The following is a 17898-nucleotide window of genomic DNA, read 5'->3' on the forward strand; positions in this document are numbered from 1 at the left end:
GGCAATCCTTTTCTTTTGCTCTACTATAGGAGCAAGTTAGTTGTATAAGAAAACGGGAAGAGACTAAAATTTTAGTTGTGAAGGAATAGGAGGAGAAGGGCTGTATGGAGAGAGATACTTCGAATAATAAATATATGTTGTGGGCGCTGGGATTGGGCGGTTTTATGGTGAATGCAGATAATCGTGCCATTGCGCCTATGTTACCGGCAATGGCAGCCAGTCTGCATACAACGCCATCTTCAGCTGCTTTACTTGTAACGGCTTATTCGATTCCTTATGGGTTGTTTCAATTGGTTTATGGCCCTATTGCGGAAAAAATTGGAAAAATCAATACCATCCTTCTTTCTTTGTGTTTATTTGCACTCGGAACTGTATTTTGCGGGGTGGTTCATGTTTTCTCTTGGCTATTGGTTTTGCGCATTGTTACAGGCATTTTTGCTGCAGGTATTATACCGACAATACTTGCTCAAATTGGGGATTGGTTTGAACTTTCGGAAAGGCCGCGCGCGATTGCCCTTTTTATGTCGTTCTCGACAATTGGCCAAGCAATGGGCATTGTTATCGGTGGATTAGTCGCACAGTTTTTTTCGTATCGAATTCTATTTTTTTTACTTGGTTTAGCATGCATTCCTACGATTCTTGCCATTTTCCGAGAGCGTGCCTATGATTCGATACCAATAAAAAAAGAATCAACACCGATGTTCCAGCGATATGTTTTACTTTTTATGAGCAAGCGTTCCTGGCAAATTTATGGGTTAGTTTTCTGTGAAGGATTAGTGTTTTACGGTGGCTTTACATTCCTAGGGGTATATGGTGTTTCCAACCTGCACTTATCTTATTTAGCGATCGGGTTGTTGACTGCAACTTATAGTGTAGGTGCGTTTTTCGGAAGCAAGACCATTACCAGTGTGATAACCTATGTCGGACTAAAGAAAATGCCGTTGCTTGGTTCATCCTTAATGGTACTTGGATTCGCCGTAATCTGGGGATGGCAAAGTGTGATTTCGTTAACTGCCGGTTTTATCATTCTTGGCTTTGGATTTAGTTACTGCCATTCAACATTACAAACTTTTGCTACGGATTTGTTGCCGAGTGGACGTGCTACTGCAGTATCAGTTTTTGCGTTTTCACTATTCCTTGGGAGCGGATTAGGACCCTATATCCTAGGGGGAATTTTTGATGCTTATGGATCAAGAATGATGTTGGGAACAGTGACAATTGGTATGTTAGTATTTTGCTGCTTGTGTATGACACTCTTAAAAGAGTCCCACCAACAAAATATGAGCAAATTGGGATAAAGTCAGGTTTTAAAAAGAAAAAACATACAACATCCAACTGCCCATAAAGGCGGCTTTTTTCCTATCAGAACAAGTCAGTTAAATAAGGATAAAGGGGACTATAAACCTATTAAGTTAATAAATTTTCTTTGAAATTTGCAACTGATTTAGAATGAAAAGAGATTATTTTCAACTATTGAGATTATATATAAATATAAAGGAGGAGGAAAGAATGACTACTGAGATGCGAAGAGAGGTAATACAAACAGATCGTTTGAAGATTTCCTATTTAACGCAAGGAAATCCGGAAAAACAACATTTGGTCCTTATCCATGGTAATGTATCATCAAATTTTTTTTGGACGGAAGCGTTAGAAACTCTATCAAAAGATTTTTGGGTTTTAGCTCCTGATTTAAGAGGTTATGGAGAAACAGAAGCGCTGCCAATTGATGGATCGAGAGGGGTAAGGGATTGGTCTGATGATTTACAATCCTTTTTCCAAAGCTTAAAAATTTCACAGCCAGCACATATTGTTGGTTGGTCATTAGGCGGCGGTGTGGCTATGCAATATGCAATCGATCATGCAGAAAATTTAAAGTCGATTACACTGATTAGTCCAATATCACCTTTTGGCTTTGGCGGAACTAAGGATGAGAAGGGAACTCCTTGTTATGATAATTTTGCAGGTTCTGGAGGCGGTACGGCGAATCCAGAGTTCGCCGATCTGATCAAACAACAAAATCGTAGTGAAGAAAGTGCAAACAGTCCTCGTAATGTGATGAATCAGTTTTATTTTAAACCTCCATATAAAGCACCAAAGGATTTGGAAGAATTATTTGTTACTTCTATGCTGACAACACGAATTGGAGAAGGCTTTTATCCAGGCGGATTTGAAACGTGTTCAGAATGGCCTGGTGTGTCCCCTAAAGAAGATGGGATTAACAATGCGATGTCCCCTAAATTTCTTGATTTATCGGCTTTCAAAAATATTCCTAATAAAATTCCTGTATTATGGGTTCGCGGAGAAGCTGATCTTATTGTGTCTGATCAATCTTTCTTGGATTTTGGGAATTTAGGTAAGCTTGGATATGTAGAAGGATGGCCTGGAGAAGGAATTTTTCCGCCACAGCCTATGGTGTCCCAAACTCGTTATGTACTGGATCAATATGCATCAAATGGGGGAAGGTACGAAGAATTCATTGTCGAAAATGCTGGGCATTCTGCTCATTTAGAAGTGCCGGATATATTTTATTCTAAATTAAAGAGTTTTTATACTGAAATATAAATTTTATCGGCAAAATCACTTCCATACCTTCCTACCTAAGGGAATATAAGCTAATCTTTAAAGATTATATTCCCCTTCAAAACATTACGACAAGTCTTGAATTTATCTTATAAACAGACAATTTACTCAACTAACAAAGGCTGCCATTTCGGCGGCTTTTTTTTATAGTAGGTTTGTTTGTTTAACTTAAAAGGATTATTCACCTATTGTATAGAACAAAAACTATAGACTGCAATTAGTGAGGAGAGTGATTTTATGAACGAAAGTGAAGTAAAGGCTATCGTAGAATGTATGGCTAGTAGTAAAATAGCTTATCATATTCAAAAGGTTCAAACAGAACACCGAATGAGACTAGTTAATTTCTGGGATATAAAGCCCGGAAGTAGAATACTTGAAATTGGTTGCGGGCAGGGTGATACAACAGCTGTGCTTGCATACTATGCAGGAGAAACAGGCTTTGTCCACGGAATTGATGTAGGCTCACCTACATATGGAAGTCCTGTTTCACTCGGTGAATCTGCTGAATACTTAATGCAGTCCCCATTAGGTAAACAGGTAAAAATAGATTTCAATCTAGATATTTTATCAACCGAGGTGGATTTTCCGGAAAAATCCTATGATTATATTGTTTTTTCCCATTGTGCCTGGTATACAAAATCGTCTAATGAACTACTTAACATAATGAAAAAGGTCAGAAAATGGGGAAAACAACTATGCCTTGCCGAATGGAACACAAATATAAAATCTATTGAGCAATATCCACATTTATTATCCATTCTTATTCAGGCACAATATGAAGCTTTTAAACAAAATAGTGAATCCAATGTAAGAACCCTTTTTACTGCCCATGATTTAAGAGCGATTGTTCAACAAGCAGGATGGCAAATTAAAAAGGATATAACAATCGATTCACCTGATTTACAGGACGGGAAGTGGGAAGTAGATAAAGTGAAAAGTGACATACACAACGAACTGCAGAAAATTAACCATATGCCAGTAAAATTAAAGGATCTCATTCAATCCGAGGTCACAATGTTAGATTCGTTTATTGAAACAAGCGAAGTTAAACCCCTCTCTACATATAGTCTCATAGCATTCTAGCGAAAGGTTATTGAACTTATCTTTTTAAGAGGGTAGGAGCTCGTTTTTACTGCCTTTCAAAGAGCATTTTTTTATGTAACTAGTTTATGTAATCCAAATACTATATAGATACCTTAATATAAGGGATGTAAAAGGCATGAATTCAGGGGAATTTCTTGTTGCACGAACAGGTATAAGAGTTGAAGTATAGAGTGCATTTTGCATTTTTTATAAGTAGTAAAAGAAAGAAAAAAGGCAGCGATCCTAGGGGTCGCTGTCTTTTAGATCTTTTCAAAATCATGAAGAACCAGTATCATTTAAAAAACTTCAGGTAATATATTTCTTTTTTCAAGCATCCTGAAAATCCTGAAGTGATAGATAAAATCATCAAAGAACACTGGATGGTCTTCATCAAAGCTATACCATGAAAAAAACGATTCAAGCACACTGCTGTCTACCTCATCCATCTCACCTGAAATATATATCGGATATCTGAGTTTCCTAAACAAGTGGTAATGCCCACTCACGGCAAATGCCTCTTCCATCTCTTCTTCAGTCATTTTTTCCCTCCTTGTCCTATCAGTACTCCATACGTTATGCATTATGGTTAAATCCGGAGCGGTACATGCCTCATGTTAAGAAAATATTTTAAAAATTAAAGGCACGGGCGTGATTACTAATTTTGGCACAAAGAGAAAGAAGGTTGTTTATACTAATATGAACTAATTTACAGGAAGGAGATTATCGATGTCTAAAGAGCATAAAATAACTGATATTTATGAATTTCTTAGAAATGCCGGCTTTAAACTTGAGACTCAGCTTAATGAACAAATTCGTAACCATCTGAACCGGAGAGAAGTTGCTGGAGCGGCTGCTATTCTGGCCAATCACCATGCGGACCTGATTGAGCGGCTCCATCAGTACCAGGAAATTACATCAATCCAACTCAATATTCCAACAAAGAAGGATGTGGCGAATATAGGAAAGCTGACCATTCAAACCGAAGAAAAAGTAGATAAATTAACAGACGAAATCATGCAATTGGCTGACTCAATCGAAGAATTAAAAGTCCTTTTAGCAAAAAACGGGATTTCCAATTCTCCGCAAGAGCAAAGTGTCCCTCTATTAAGTTCCGTTGAGGAAACCATCTATAGCAATAAATCAAAAAAGAAAAGAATAATCTACGAATTATCTAAATCACTTTTGGATCCTTCTTTTGCTTCCCTAATGGATTCTTCCTTTGCTTTAAGTAAAAACGAGCCACAACAAACGGTAAGAAATAGTGATCGACATGTCTGAATTCGATCCAGAGAAGGAAGTAAAGAGGTGGAAAGGCCTCTTCAGCATTTGGAACACACCCGAACCTGAAGTAGGACTTACCCCAAGAATGGCAGTCTGGAAAAAGAATAAGGCGACCCTCTGGCACTATCCAACTTCAAAAAAGAAATATTCTGTCCCTCTCTTTCTTGTGTATTCCCTTGTAAACAAAGCATTTGTCCTTGATATGGCTCCGGGGGCGAGCATGATTGAAGCTTTCGTCGAGAATGGTTTTGATGTCTATTTGCTGGATTTCGGTGTCCCGGGCTACGAGGATAAAGATATTACGATCGATGATTACCTGGTCGATTATATTCAGCGTGGCGTCCGGATGGCTCTGCACCATTCCAAGGCAAAGGAAATTACCGTCATCGGCTACTGCCTTGGAGGAACTTTGGCCGCTATTTATGCTGCCATTTCATCAGAACCCATCCGAAATTTAATTCTTTGTGTGGCCCCGCTTAATTTCTCCGATCCTCCGATTTTCGATAAATGGATTGAAGCCATAAGAAATGGTGATTTGAACATGGACAGGCTTTTAGACGCATATGGATTTATTCCCGGAAAGTTCATGAAATACAGCATGCGCGCAGTCAGTGCACCAATCTATTTTAGCCACTACCTGTCCCTATTAAATAAGAGCTACGACAAAGACTATGTTGATAAATGGCGGCGGTTCAATAATTGGACAGAGGGCCATATTGGCTTTTCAGGAGCCGCTGTTAAACAGCTGTTGAATGATCTGGGGAAGGATAATAAATTCATGAATCGAAGTTTGGTGATACGTGGCAAAAAGGCTGACCCTTCAAATATTAAAGCTAATCTTCTAATAGTAGCAGCCAGCCAGGACCGGCTTGTTCCGGAGAATTTAAGCAAAGATTTTATTAATGTGGTTTCCAGCAAAGATAAGACCTACACACTTGTATCCGGCGGCCACACTACGCTCGCTGTTAAAGGCAAAGGGCTCCCAGCCTTTCTGGCAGACTGGCTACCGGAAAGGTCGGAATAGATTTTGGATTGTCAAAAAACGTAAGGAATAATCCCTCAAAGAAATGCCTCATCCCTAAGGGTGTCCTGCAAAAGTGGGTCACCCTTTCTCTATAAAATGTGTAAAAGGTGAAAATCTATAGAAAAAGTGGGGGTAATGAGAGAAAGGCAGCTTTTCAAGCACTTAGCTAAACTTAAAATAGCAGACAAAGAGTGAAATAATGCATCTTTGGTCTGCTTTCTTTTTTCGCTCTGCAACTTAAGAAAATCGGCCATAGGGTCGTTCGTTTCTTAAATCGCCAACCCGTTGCGCAGAGGGTTGGAACAATGCCTACTTAGCGAATTAAATGTAATAAAAACTTGACTATATGTATACTTTACATTACATTATGCATATAATACTTTACACGGAGTAAAAGTTACCATACAAGGGGGGATTATTCATGACCTATCAAGAAAAGAAGAGTATCGTATCGTTAATCAGCGCCATACTCATTTTCGTATCTTATTGCTTGTACATGTACCCGAGGTTTCCAGAAGGAGGTCTGGAGTCAGAAACCTTCCACTTTTGGGGCTCCTTCGTCCTCATCCTGACTTTGTTTTCAATAATCGCTCATATCCTTATCAGCATTATTTTTAACATCGTCTTTCGCATTACCACCAGAGAAAAAGAACCAAAATTTGCAGATGAACTTGATAAATTAATTGACTTGAAAGCGAACCGAAATTCTTTTTTCGTCTTTATCGTCGGCTTTCTTCTGGCAATGGGGTCGCTGATCATTTATGAACCATCACAGAAAATGTTCATTATCATAATCACATCAGGCTTCATTTCCGATGTGACTGGCTCCATTACGAAACTTTATCACTATCGGAAAGGAGTCTAATATGGGGAAAAAGCTTGTCGGCAATCACATTCGAAAATTACGATTCAACTATGATGAAATGACTCAGCAGCAATTGGCTGACAAGGTGGGTGTAACAAGACAAACCATTGTGGCTCTCGAAAAGGGAAACTACTCACCATCTCTAGAACTCGCTTTTCGTATTGCTCACGCCTTTCAATTACCGTTGGAAGAGATCTTCTTTTATGGGGACGACAACACAAATCTGTAAGAACTAGATAGTTTCTGCTTTATCGTTTGTAAATTTATTCAAGAAGGGGAGATACAAATGAATTCAAACAAAAAAGCGGCAAAAATTGTTGGCGTTCTGTTTATTCTTGCAGCCGTTACTGCGGTAATTGGGCTTATTTTATACAATCCTATCCTTAAAGGCCCTGATTATCTGATTACAGGTTCCGAACACGCTAACCAGGTGGTACTTGGAGCGCTTATGGAGTTAATTCTTGTCGCATCGGCGATTGGTACTTCAACGACAATGTTTCCAATTTTAAGGAAATATAATGAAACTATCGCTCTATGGCATGTTTGCTTCAGATTTCTTGAAGCGGTTATCATTACTGTAGGTGTAATCAGCGTACTTTCCCTATTGACCTTAAGCAGGGAATTTGCAGAAGCAGCAGGAGGAGTGGACATCGCCTCCTTTCAAGCTTCAGGTACAGTATTAAAAGCAATACATGACTGGACATTTTTACTGGGTCCCAATTTCATGCTTGGTATTAATACAATGATGTACAGTTATATATTCTATAAATCCAAGCTTGTACCCAGGTTTATACCACTCTTGGGTATAACAGGGGCAACGCTTGTTTTTATTGCAGCCTTGCTTGAAATGTTTGGAATCATCCAACAGGCTTCTGCGTGGGGTGGTATTTTGGCACTGCCAGTAGCAGCTAATGAAATGATTTTAGCCGTCTGGCTGATCGTTAAAGGATTTAATGAATCTGTACTTGCTTCCATGTCTGTAAAAATGAAACCTGCGAAATTAGCTAATACCTAAATAACGCAATTTCTTAGATTAAGCAATTTGTGAAATGGGAAGAGGTATGTAAGATGTTGCTGCGGCAGCATCTTTTTTTATTGAGGTAAATTGGGAGCATATTTGTGCACAAAACAGAGAACGATTTTTCACATCACTTTTAAATAGCTGTTAGTAAAGAAGCCCAATTCATTCTACAGAGAAATCAAAATTTCGACATACGAAACTTTATACTAGACTTTTTGAGTGAATTTGTATAAATTTTCAGTATAGATAGAAAATTTTAATAAAAAGGAAGTGGGTCATTTGGTAACTTTTAAAAAACCAGATATCGAAAATTTTTACCGTACCTTTAATGTCCAAATGTTTTCAGTAAGCCCTGATGAAAAACAGTTGGTATTCAGTACGAATCTAACAGGAAAATATAACTTATGGGTTATGGATCTGCCGAATCAATATCCTTATCCACTTACATTCGTTGATCAAAATTGCCATTCCTTGAAGTATACTCATGATGGCCGTTTTCTTGTAGTCGGATTTGATCATGATGGGGATGAAAATGATCAGCTATATGCACTTCCTCCTGCAGGCGGCGAACTCGTACCGCTTCGTACAGCAGAAGGCCATCGCCATATGAATCCTATATTCTCAAAAGACGATAAAAGGCTGTACTATACTTCTACTAAAAACAACGAAACCTATCTAAATATTTACCGTTATGATTTGGAAAAGAATGAGGAGTCAGTTGTGGTTGAAGGCGAAGGGGCAGCATGCTTTTTAACTTCATTTAACGATGATGAAACAAGTTTTGTATATGTTAAACAATATGCCAATACATATGCTCCAGGCTTTGTTTATCAGGATGGACAGTCTTATTCACTGACACCGGAAACCAAGGAGCAATTTACAGTAGGAGACGGTGCTTTTGTAGAGGGCGATTATTACTTTACTACAACTTTTGGCGAGGACTTTTACTATCTTGCGAAATTCAATTTAGAAACGCATGAGTTTACAAAAGTTCTTTCTTTAGAAAAAGAAGAATTCGTTGCAGTTCGTTTTGATAAAAGCACGAAAACTCTTTATCTGGTTACATCAAAAGGTGTAAATGATTATTTGTATCAATATGATTTGGAAACTAGCAGCCTTGAAAAAGTAGAATTACCAGCAACTGTGGTTCAAAGCATATCTGTTGCTAAGAGCGGGAATGTCTACCTTTTAGCTGGTACGGCAGATAGACCTTATAACATTTTCAAGAAAAAAGCTGGAAGTAATGAATGGAACCCGCTAACCAATCTTGCTGTTCCTGGAGTAAAGGCAGAGGATTTGGTAAAACCGGAAGTTCTCCAATACTCTTCCTTTGATGGATTAGCGATTGAAGCATTGTTCTTTAAGCCACATGAAGATGTAAATAACGGCCATGTGATTCTTTGGCCGCATGGAGGTCCTCAAGCCGCAGAACGTACTAACTTCCGCTCAATGTTCCAGTTCTTGGTAAACAGAGGATATAGCATTTTTGCACCAAATTTCCGTGGTTCAACAGGTTATGGATTGGCTTTCACAAAAATGGTTGAAGGAAACTGGGGTGAAGGACCGCGCCTTGATAATATTGCCGGCCTTGAATACCTTTATGAAAATGGCTTGGCTGATAGAGACAAAACATTGTTATTAGGCGGAAGTTTCGGCGGTTATATGGCTTTATTGCTTCATGGGCGCCATCCGGAATATTTCAAAGCAGTTGTTGATATTTTCGGGCCATGTAATCTTTTCTCCTTTATTGAGTCGGTTCCAAGTCATTGGAAGCCTATCATGAATCAATGGGTTGGTGATCCTGTAAAAGACTTCGATAAACTAACTGAGTATTCACCGATAACATATTTAGATAATATGACCAAACCAATGTTAGTTATCCAGGGAGCAAATGACCCTCGGGTTGTAAAGGCAGAATCAGATCAAATAGTTAAAGCACTGCAGGATAAAGGGGCAGAAGTAAAATATCTTGTCCTTGAAGATGAGGGTCATGGATTCTCGAAGAAGACAAATGAAATCCTTGTTAACCGTACCATCCTGGAATTCTTTGACCAGTTTGTAGGAGTGGAATCCGGCAAGGTATTAGCTAAATAAGAAAAGCGCAAGCGCCCGTTCAGCGACGTATGGACTGGGGCCCACTTCGACTGAGATAAAGGATACACGAAATGCAAAGCATTTCGATGTTGACTTATCGTAGGGAGAAGTGGGATGGACACTAGGCGCTGGGCGCTGGAGCCAGACAATATAAAAGGTAAAACTTTATGCTTTCTTAACCATTAATAAAGGAAACTGAGCGAATATATTCGTTCAGTTTTTTTATAAAAAGGATTAATAGCTATTTTTTTAGTTGAATAAGAAAAAGAGGATGCATGAATCCAGTATCAGTAAAGCTGATAAAAGAACGAAAAAAAAGAAAGGTTGAATTTCACCTTTCTTAACCTTTTATTTTAGAGTAATTATGACCGTCATAACTGACATCGAAATGCAGTTATTGCCCAATTTTTATGTGTCTTTTGGGTTTTAGTTTATCAACTATAATGAATTCTATTTTGCATTTTCATCGGGCTGATGAATTCCGAATACATTGCCTTCAGTATCAATATAGTAACCTTGCCATGCCATTCCAGGCAGGGCATATTTCGACATTGAGACCTTGCCGCCATTCTCAATAATTTTAGCTTCTGTTAAATCGTAATTTTCCACGCCCATTGTACAAGCGTATCCATTTAAAGGCTGGTTTGTTTCCGGGGGAGCACTTTGCCTCTGCATCAAAGCGCCATTTATCCCCATCTCATTCTCATTGCCAGTCACTGCTCCAAAGTAAGGCATTCCTGCATAATCACTCCAATCTTGAAATGACCATCCGAATACCTCTCCATAAAACTTCTTTGCCCGTTCCATGTCATTCACGTGAATTTCGAAATGAACTAACCGTCCCATAATTTCCTCCTGTTTTTCAAGAATTAACCGTTTCCTTAACTTCATTCAGTACTTTCCATACATATGTCTATTTACTATTATAACGACAGTGGAAATAAATTCAATTTTTTCAAAATTAAAGTATAGTAAAAACTCCCGATTCTGATAACGTAAATTTACTTAATGTACTCTATAAAATATTAAAACGACGTGTGGCCAGCCTCTTTGTCGCATAACTGACTCAGTAATGTAATCTTATTCCTTGAAGGAATTCATTTATGAAACAGAGAACTATAGTGTGAATGACAATACTAGAGTAGAGGTGAGTAACATGGGTTTTCAGGCTGATAAGATATTCGTAAATTTAGCAGTTAAAGATTTAAATAAGACTAAGGAATTTTTCTCTAAATTAGGGTTTGAATTCAATGCTCAGTTTACCAATGAATTGGGAGCAAGTATGATTATTAATGATAATATATTTGCTATGTTGTTAGTTGAAGAACATTTTAAGAGTTTTACGGAAAAAGAAATTGCCGATTCTACAAGAAGTAATGAAGCAATCTTGGCACTATCAGTTGATAGTAAAGAAAAAGTCATTGAGATTGTAAACAAGGCTTTAGAAGCAGGTGGAAAACCTTCAAAGGAACCACAAGACCATGGTTTTATGTATGGGTGGAGTTTTGAGGATATTGACGGTCATCTATGGGAACTTTTTTTCATGGATGAAAGTGCAATAAAATAATTTATCCTAATCATTAAGTAACTCACTCAACTTTCGCGCTTAGAAAAAAGTAGTTCATTCAACGGTCTGTAATGCTAGTAGCCGATAAAAAATGGTTATTTACAAAATAAATAGACATGAAAAAACACCCCATCGTTTGGTATAGTTGATTGTCGAGAATCCACATAACCATACAGAAGAGGTGTCTCCTATATGATGACGATTAATCATCAGAATAAGCAACTACCAAATGAAAGAAGATCAGTCTTAAACTTATCGAAAACAAGACATTTGATTCTGGAGCCATAGTCCTCGTTTACCAGACGGTTAGATGACCCTTGTCTCCTAAAGCAGATTACGCTAACGGGTAAGAGTGCTCAATACATGCACCATAAGCTACCGCGATGATTTGCGGGTTTGCAGGAATTTCCATACAAGGATAGATGCGAAATACGGCAGCATGAGGGCGGGCAACGATTATGGACAATTTCAAAAGAGCCAGACAAAGAAATCAGCGACGGTTTTGCAAATGGCGGGTGGTCAGCGCTCATCTGCCTTCTCAGGAGCCCTCCAACGGTCTCGTCAGGCAGCTAACATCAAGTTCAGCGTACGTTACTCTGGCTGATCTTTCTAAAATAACGGACTGCAGCATATGTGAATTAATACAATGTTCAGTTCGAAATGAAAAAGCAAAGAGGGGTGGTTCTCATATGAATAATATTTTTATTGAATCACATATGGAAGAAATCATAGCCCGTATCGACAAATTAACTCCAACTTCCAAACCGCAATGGGGAACAATGAACATCGCTCAGATGCTTGCTCATTGTTCGGCGTTCCAAGATATCACGATGGGCGTTTCCGCTCCCGGAAGGCATTGGTTAGGAAAGCTAATTGGTCCATTGGTAAAACCGATTATTTACAACGACAAGCCAATGCAACCCAATTCACCCACAATTCCGGCGGTACGCATAACAGATGAAAAAGAATTTGAATTCGAAAGAAGCGAATTGAAACGAAAAATAAGAGCGTTTCAAGCGAACGGGCCGGAGATGTGTACGGCTAACCCACATCCGTTTTTTGGAAAGCTTACGCCTGAGCAATGGGGAAAAGGAACTTATAAGCATTTAGACCATCACTTAAAGCAATTTGGTGTATAGTCCAGAAAGGGTCACCCCCGCCATAGAATATCTTAATTCTATATCAATATTTCTTTTGCGGGAGGTGGGCTATGCGAATTGAAAAATAAACTACAAGAAGTAAGTGAAGCAATCTTGGCACTATCTGTTGATAGTAAAGAAAAAGTCATTGAGATTGTAAACAAGGCTTTAGTAGCAGGTGGAAAACCTTCAAAGGAACCACAAGACCATGGTTTTATGTATGGGTGGAGTTTTGAGGTATTGACGGTCATCTATGGGAACTTTTTTTCATGGATGAAAGTGCAATAAAATAATTTATCTTAATCATTAAGTAACTCACAATAAACCGATTGAGGAAGCTAGCACATGTTGTTGGCTTTTTTGTCGTACATTAAAAAGCTGATTACCTAACAGTACTATTATGGTTGGGGGTTTAATCTATTTAAAAGCGAATCTCCATATCCATCAAAGGGGTAAAGCTTATACCTTGTTACTCTTCATCTTTCCTGCGTTGACGAAAGTCGGCATAGTAAACCTTCCGTTTTTCTAGTTCGGAATCAATATTTTGGATTAAAGCTCTTTTGGCATCTTCCAGTAATAAACCTTTTAATTGTTGAAGCTTTTTTGGTCCCACTCCTGGTAATTTATCAGAAATATTTACTCTGAACTCCCCCAGTTGTTTATAAAAGCGTATGCTGCCGTATCCTGTTCTTTCGTCTTTGCCAATGGCATAAGTGAATTCAAAGCGTTGTTCAATGAACGAAGATAAATCAGGCAGGCCTAAACCTTCATAAATGGGGGGGATTTCATGATAAACTGGAGGTTCTTTGAACGATATAGAAGAAATCTTCAAATGGTTACTCCTCCTTTGGTATAAAAGCTTCTTTTAAAATGAAGATGTTTGTATATGAGTGTATCTGCTTAAAATATTATTTCCTTTAATTGAAATAAAAATCATTTCCATACAGGCACTAAATCTGACTGTTTTCTCCTCCTAAGGCCTATCTATTACGTCGAATTATCAACCTGCAGTGAAAATAAAAATCCATAGGAATGGTTCAGCTAAAACTGAGAAATGATTTGCAGTTTTTTATAAAATATAAAGGAATTTTTTAATGAATTATCGAATTTTGAGGAAACGGTTCTGTTTTAAGGACGAAAGGAAGAGATCAATATGAAATGGTTATTCCCGTTACTTGCCTTTATAGGCGGGGTGGCGGTTGCCTGTCAGGCACAGATCAATGGGGGACTGGGCAAAAAGGCAGGCGCGATAGAAGGAGCATTTATTTCCTTTGCTATTGGAACACTTGCCTTGTTCTTTATGGTATTGTTTTTTGGCAAAGGAAATCTTGGTTCTGTTTTTTCCGTCCCAAAATGGCAGCTGTTTGGAGGGCTGCTTGGTGCTTTTTATGTGAGCGTGATGATTTTGGCTGTCCCAAAAATAGGTGTGGCACCCGCTCTTGTATCTGTTATCGCAGGACAATTAATTTTTGGTGCATTAATTGATCATTTTGGCTGGTTTGGCGGACAGGTTATTCCGCTAGACATCAAAAAAATCATCGCTATTGTCTTGTTATTTTGTTCGCTCTATTTGTTTAACCATAAGTAATTTTATAGAAAGGAAACCTCGCCAATACTATGGGGAGGTTTCCTTTTTTATAGAATTGGACAACAAGGGGGATATGGGAAATGAGAATAGTTCCAAAAGAATTCAATATTAATAATCTTAGTTATATGATCAGATCGGCCGAAGAGAAAGACGCCAAAAGCCTGTCTGAAATACGAGTACAAATCGACGGGGAAACTGAAAATTTGGACAGGGAAAAAGGCGAGGCATACATAGATGAATCTGGTTTTAAACAGATAATTAAAGAGGATACCGATAGTGATAGGAATCTTTTTTTAGTTGCAGAAGCAAATGATAGGATTATAGGTTTTTCAAGATGTGAAGGGAACAAATTGAAGAGATTTGCTCATAAAGTTGAGTTTGGTGTATGTGTCTTAAAGGAATTCTGGGGACACGGTATAGGCAAAAACCTTTTAAAGGAGTCGATTCAATGGGCAGACTCCAATCATATTAAAAAAATAACCCTTAACGTACTTGAAACCAATGAGAAAGCGAAAAACTTATATGAAAAACTTGGTTTTGAAGTAGAAGGTATTTTAAAAAAAGACAAACTGCTTTCAGATGGAAATTATTATAATACCATTATAATGGGGAGGTTTAAGGATTACGAATGAGAGCTGTTTACTAGTTCATTTAATAATAGCTTAATAAAAAAGGGATTTTAATGGAAAAACAGAAATAAATCTATTATAGGGGGGAGAAGTATGGGAATACAAACTTTATATGTTTCGGATAACTTTTTTTCAGCTGGCAAAACAACTATTTATAATAAGGCAAAAGAAAAGGTCGGAGAGATTGATCTTAAAAGTGCTTTTACAGCCGGGCTAGATGTACTTGATCTTAACGGAAAAACCATTGTGAGTGGAAAGTTTGCTTTCATGAGCCGTAAATGGATCATTTCAAATTCCTTTGGAGAAGAGATTGGGAGATTGAAAGGAAAAGTAGCATTCTTTGCAAAAAAATATGAGTATAAAACCCATGATAATCGAACTTTTCAAATCGAGTCAGAAGCCTTTTCAAATCAATATTTCATATTTGATGAGAACGAAAATGAAATTGGCCGGTTTGAGAAAATTAGTGGATTTTTTTCTTCACCGGCCTTTCAATTAACTAGCATGGACGAAGGTTTAAATATATTTGAGTTAATAGCGATAATAATGGGAGTAAGTGCCATTCAAAAGGCTGCTCGAAATAACGCGGCTCAATAGAATAAGGGAGATGATTTTATGGATAGAAAGCCAGCAGGGTTTGGTCTCCGTTTTTTAGCCGACCTTTTGGATTGGGTTATTCTTACCATTCCTATATCCGCAGTGCTTTTCTTGATAAACGGGGAAAAGGACTTTTATGAGTGGGTAAAGGGGTGGACCTGGCAATTCATTTATACCTTGTACTTAACGTTTGTACCGCTGCTTTGGAGCGGTTATATTATAGGGAAACGCATGATGAAAATAAAAATAAAACGAATGGATGGTAAGGAATTAACTTTTAAAAATATGTTACTTAGAGAAGTTGTAGGTAAGTTTCTGCTGGTTTTTTTAACCGTAGGTATTTCAAGTTTGGTCAGTATCTTTATGATTTTATTTAGGGCTGATAAAAGAGGTATTCATGATCTATTAGGAGGAACCTATGTAAGCAATGAACGAAGTTAAAGGGCTTAAATTTTAGAAGAAATCTTTGGATTTTTAAGTTATTTAAAACAAGGTCCAGACAAACCAACCTAGAATTTTTTCACAAAAAGTAATCACTGCCATGGCTTTACTTTGAAGAACAGCCGCGGAGTCACGTACTTATAGAACCTAAATAGAATAGGAAGATTACTGTGAGCATCGAGATTATGAGAAGACGTCAATCGATAAGAACATTTGATTCTCAAAATATTACAGAAACGCATATGCAATTAATAAAGGATTACATAGAAAGAGAAAAGAATTTCATTGGTCCTTTTGGTAAAAAAGGTCGTGTTGAAATTGTGCAGGTCAATAAGAATGTAACCGATAAAGGAATCAAATTAGGCACCTATGGATTTATTAAAAATCCAAGGGCGTATTTGGTTGGCATTACTGAAAATGATAAGTATTCCTTGGTGGAGTTTGCTTACAATTTCCACAAATTAGTTTTATTTACTGCAGGTTTAGGAATGGGAACCTGTTGGATGGGAGGCACGTTTGATCGAAATTCGTTTGAAAAGGAAATAACCATCAACTCCGGAGAATTCATACCATGTATCACACCAATAGGCTACCCAAAAGAAAAACAACGGCTATTTGATAAAGCTGTCCGTGTTGTTGTAAAAGCAGATAATAAAAAGTCCTGGGATAAGCTATTTTTTGATAATGAATTTAAAATACACTTAAAAAATGAAACTGCTGGTCAGCTAGAGGTTCCTATAGAAATGGTCAGGCTAGGGCCTTCTGCATCCAATAAGCAGCCTTGGAGGCTTGTATTGTCTAAAGACCGTACAACTTGCCATTTTTACATAGAGCATACACCAAACTATAGCTCTAAATTAGGTTATGACATGCAGCTTCTGGATATAGGGATTGCCATGTGCCAATTTGATACAGCATGTAAAGAGTTAAATATCACTGGTAATTGGATAATAGAAATCCCAGAAATAGATCTTCCTAATGAACAAACGGAATATATGGTTAGCTGGAGAACTAGCTAAGAGAGGAAAGTTACAAATGGAATATAAAAATATAATCCCAACCAAAGAAGAGTTTTATCGATTATATGAAACTACAGGCTGGAATGCCCGATATGAATTTACAGAAGATGATTTGTTTTTAGCAATTAGCAACAGCTGGTACTTGATTTCTGTTTATGATTCTGAAAAACTAATTGGTTTTGGACGTATTGTATCAGATGGAGTCTATCAAACTTTTATTGGAGACTTAATTATTCATCCGGATTATCAAAAAAGAGGGATAGGGAGCAAAGTGCTGAACCTTCTTATTGAGAAATGCAAAGCGAGCGGGATAAAGTGGGTTCAGCTTACGAGTGCAAAAGGAAAAGCAGATTTTTATAAAAAGCACGGCTTTCAGGAGAGACCTGCTGATGGTCCAGGAATGGAAAGACTTTTATAAGCTAAATAGACCGTTTGTACATCTTATCCAAAACAGCAGCGATTATAATTCCAGTTGAATATCGCAATAGATCTGCCGTTAGAAATCCCTTGCCAAGAATCAACGCTCCGAGCAATGTACCACGGATTTGATTGATCAATTCTCCCTGATACATCTGGCTGAATTCGATTCCAAAGCTGAACAGAAAACTGAGCAAGACAGACAAGCCTTGGCTCTTTTTTACAAAGAGGAATCGGAATCCAAAATAGACCATCATAGCCCAAATGGTGTCCCCAGCGTTGTTCGCGAGAAATAGAGGGATGAGATAGCTGTATTTCCGGGAGGCAAGTCCCAATAAAATGCTTATAAATGCAGCTAGTAGGTAGGGTATCCGTAAGTTTTTAGAACGAAAGTGGTTCAATGTCATTTTAAATCACTCTTTTGTTTGAGACTCGATTTATGGTTATCAAATCTAACCGGTCTATCGGACAATTTTAACAAAGTTAAGCACGTTCGTACACTTTTAAAAGCTCCACATAATTCATTATTAGAAAAACTTGGCATCCGCCAAGT

The 17898-nt window shown here is 37.8% G+C and carries 21 protein-coding genes and 1 pseudogene; 18 read left to right on the top strand and 4 right to left on the bottom strand.

Features of this window, described 5'->3' with window-relative positions; translation table 11 throughout:
* The first annotated feature begins 104 nt into the window (after window positions 1–104).
* From AC3WR0_RS15630 to AC3WR0_RS15640, 3 genes are all read left to right on the top strand, one after another.
* The gene (locus AC3WR0_RS15630; protein WP_492553181.1) at window positions 105–1298 is read left to right on the top strand and encodes an MFS transporter; all 1194 of its coding nucleotides are present in this window, start codon (window positions 105–107) and stop codon (window positions 1296–1298) included.
* A 211-nt stretch (window positions 1299–1509) separates the two neighbouring features.
* The gene (locus AC3WR0_RS15635; RefSeq protein WP_492553182.1) at window positions 1510–2562 is read left to right on the top strand and encodes an alpha/beta hydrolase; all 1053 of its coding nucleotides are present in this window, start codon (window positions 1510–1512) and stop codon (window positions 2560–2562) included.
* Window positions 2563–2817: 255 nt separating this feature from the next.
* Complete coding sequence (locus AC3WR0_RS15640) at window positions 2818–3663, top strand: class I SAM-dependent methyltransferase (RefSeq protein WP_492553183.1); 846 nt, start codon at window positions 2818–2820, stop codon at window positions 3661–3663.
* A 296-nt stretch (window positions 3664–3959) separates the two neighbouring features.
* Here AC3WR0_RS15640 and AC3WR0_RS15645 read toward each other — a convergent pair whose 3' ends face one another.
* Window positions 3960–4202, bottom strand: a complete 243-nt coding sequence (locus tag AC3WR0_RS15645; RefSeq protein ID WP_027321508.1) for a hypothetical protein — start codon at window positions 4200–4202, stop codon at window positions 3960–3962.
* Window positions 4203–4389: 187 nt separating this feature from the next.
* Between AC3WR0_RS15645 and AC3WR0_RS15650 the strand changes: the two genes are divergently transcribed.
* The 6 genes from AC3WR0_RS15650 to AC3WR0_RS15675 all read left to right on the top strand — a co-directional run bounded on the left by AC3WR0_RS15650 (window position 4390) and on the right by AC3WR0_RS15675 (window position 9948).
* Window positions 4390–4941, top strand: a complete 552-nt coding sequence (locus tag AC3WR0_RS15650; protein WP_492553184.1) for a hypothetical protein — start codon at window positions 4390–4392, stop codon at window positions 4939–4941.
* On the top strand, window positions 4934–5968 hold the full coding sequence (locus AC3WR0_RS15655) for an alpha/beta fold hydrolase (protein ID WP_492553185.1): 1035 nt from the start codon (window positions 4934–4936) through the stop codon (window positions 5966–5968). Before AC3WR0_RS15650 ends, AC3WR0_RS15655 begins: the two co-directional genes overlap by 8 nt.
* A 421-nt stretch (window positions 5969–6389) precedes the next feature.
* Entirely contained in the window at window positions 6390–6833 is a 444-nt protein-coding gene (locus AC3WR0_RS15660; protein ID WP_492553186.1) for a hypothetical protein, read from the top strand.
* Between the two features lies 1 nt (window position 6834).
* Complete coding sequence (locus AC3WR0_RS15665) at window positions 6835–7062, top strand: helix-turn-helix transcriptional regulator (protein WP_492553187.1); 228 nt, start codon at window positions 6835–6837, stop codon at window positions 7060–7062.
* Window positions 7063–7119: 57 nt separating this feature from the next.
* Window positions 7120–7848, top strand: a complete 729-nt coding sequence (locus AC3WR0_RS15670) for a DUF4386 domain-containing protein (protein ID WP_492553188.1) — start codon at window positions 7120–7122, stop codon at window positions 7846–7848.
* 285 nt (window positions 7849–8133) lie between these two features.
* Entirely contained in the window at window positions 8134–9948 is a 1815-nt protein-coding gene (locus tag AC3WR0_RS15675) for a S9 family peptidase (protein WP_492553189.1), read from the top strand.
* Window positions 9949–10398: 450 nt separating this feature from the next.
* On the opposite strand, the gene AC3WR0_RS15680 is transcribed toward AC3WR0_RS15675, so the two are convergent.
* Entirely contained in the window at window positions 10399–10794 is a 396-nt protein-coding gene (locus AC3WR0_RS15680; protein ID WP_492553190.1) for a VOC family protein, read from the bottom strand.
* Between the two features lie 310 nt (window positions 10795–11104).
* On the opposite strand from AC3WR0_RS15680, the gene AC3WR0_RS15685 reads away from it, so the two are divergent.
* The 3 genes and pseudogenes from AC3WR0_RS15685 to AC3WR0_RS15695 form a co-directional block, all read left to right on the top strand.
* Complete coding sequence (locus tag AC3WR0_RS15685) at window positions 11105–11515, top strand: VOC family protein (protein ID WP_492553191.1); 411 nt, start codon at window positions 11105–11107, stop codon at window positions 11513–11515.
* 689 nt (window positions 11516–12204) lie between these two features.
* Window positions 12205–12654 carry a DUF1569 domain-containing protein gene (locus AC3WR0_RS15690; protein ID WP_492553192.1) on the top strand — a complete coding sequence of 150 codons (450 nt, stop codon included), beginning with the start codon at window positions 12205–12207 and terminating at the stop codon, window positions 12652–12654.
* Between the two features lie 102 nt (window positions 12655–12756).
* Window positions 12757–12947, top strand: a pseudogene (locus AC3WR0_RS15695) (VOC family protein); the annotation flags it as partial.
* A 176-nt stretch (window positions 12948–13123) separates the two neighbouring features.
* Here AC3WR0_RS15695 and AC3WR0_RS15700 read toward each other — a convergent pair.
* Window positions 13124–13486, bottom strand: a complete 363-nt coding sequence (locus tag AC3WR0_RS15700) for a hypothetical protein (protein ID WP_492553193.1) — start codon at window positions 13484–13486, stop codon at window positions 13124–13126.
* A 321-nt stretch (window positions 13487–13807) separates the two neighbouring features.
* On the opposite strand from AC3WR0_RS15700, the gene AC3WR0_RS15705 reads away from it, so the two are divergent.
* From AC3WR0_RS15705 to AC3WR0_RS15730, 6 genes are all read left to right on the top strand, one after another.
* Window positions 13808–14242: a DMT family transporter gene (locus AC3WR0_RS15705; protein ID WP_492553194.1), complete on the top strand. Its 435-nt coding sequence runs from the start codon at window positions 13808–13810 to the stop codon at window positions 14240–14242.
* Window positions 14243–14322: 80 nt separating this feature from the next.
* On the top strand, window positions 14323–14874 hold the full coding sequence (locus AC3WR0_RS15710) for a GNAT family N-acetyltransferase (protein ID WP_492553195.1): 552 nt from the start codon (window positions 14323–14325) through the stop codon (window positions 14872–14874).
* Window positions 14875–14964: 90 nt separating this feature from the next.
* On the top strand, window positions 14965–15468 hold the full coding sequence (locus AC3WR0_RS15715; RefSeq protein WP_492553196.1) for an LURP-one-related family protein: 504 nt from the start codon (window positions 14965–14967) through the stop codon (window positions 15466–15468).
* A gap of 18 nt (window positions 15469–15486) precedes the next feature.
* Window positions 15487–15909 carry an RDD family protein gene (locus AC3WR0_RS15720; RefSeq protein WP_492553197.1) on the top strand — a complete coding sequence of 141 codons (423 nt, stop codon included), beginning with the start codon at window positions 15487–15489 and terminating at the stop codon, window positions 15907–15909.
* Window positions 15910–16079: 170 nt separating this feature from the next.
* Window positions 16080–16928: a nitroreductase family protein gene (locus tag AC3WR0_RS15725; protein WP_492553198.1), complete on the top strand. Its 849-nt coding sequence runs from the start codon at window positions 16080–16082 to the stop codon at window positions 16926–16928.
* A gap of 16 nt (window positions 16929–16944) precedes the next feature.
* Window positions 16945–17346: a GNAT family N-acetyltransferase gene (locus AC3WR0_RS15730; RefSeq protein ID WP_492553199.1), complete on the top strand. Its 402-nt coding sequence runs from the start codon at window positions 16945–16947 to the stop codon at window positions 17344–17346.
* Window position 17347: 1 nt separating this feature from the next.
* On the opposite strand, the gene AC3WR0_RS15735 is transcribed toward AC3WR0_RS15730, so the two are convergent.
* A complete protein-coding gene (locus tag AC3WR0_RS15735; RefSeq protein ID WP_492553200.1) occupies window positions 17348–17752 on the bottom strand; it encodes a ribosomal maturation YjgA family protein in 405 nt (134 codons plus the stop codon).
* Between the last annotated feature and the right edge of the window lie 146 nt (window positions 17753–17898).

The sequence above is a fragment of the Neobacillus sp. FW104-15D2 genome, assembly GCF_058790155.1.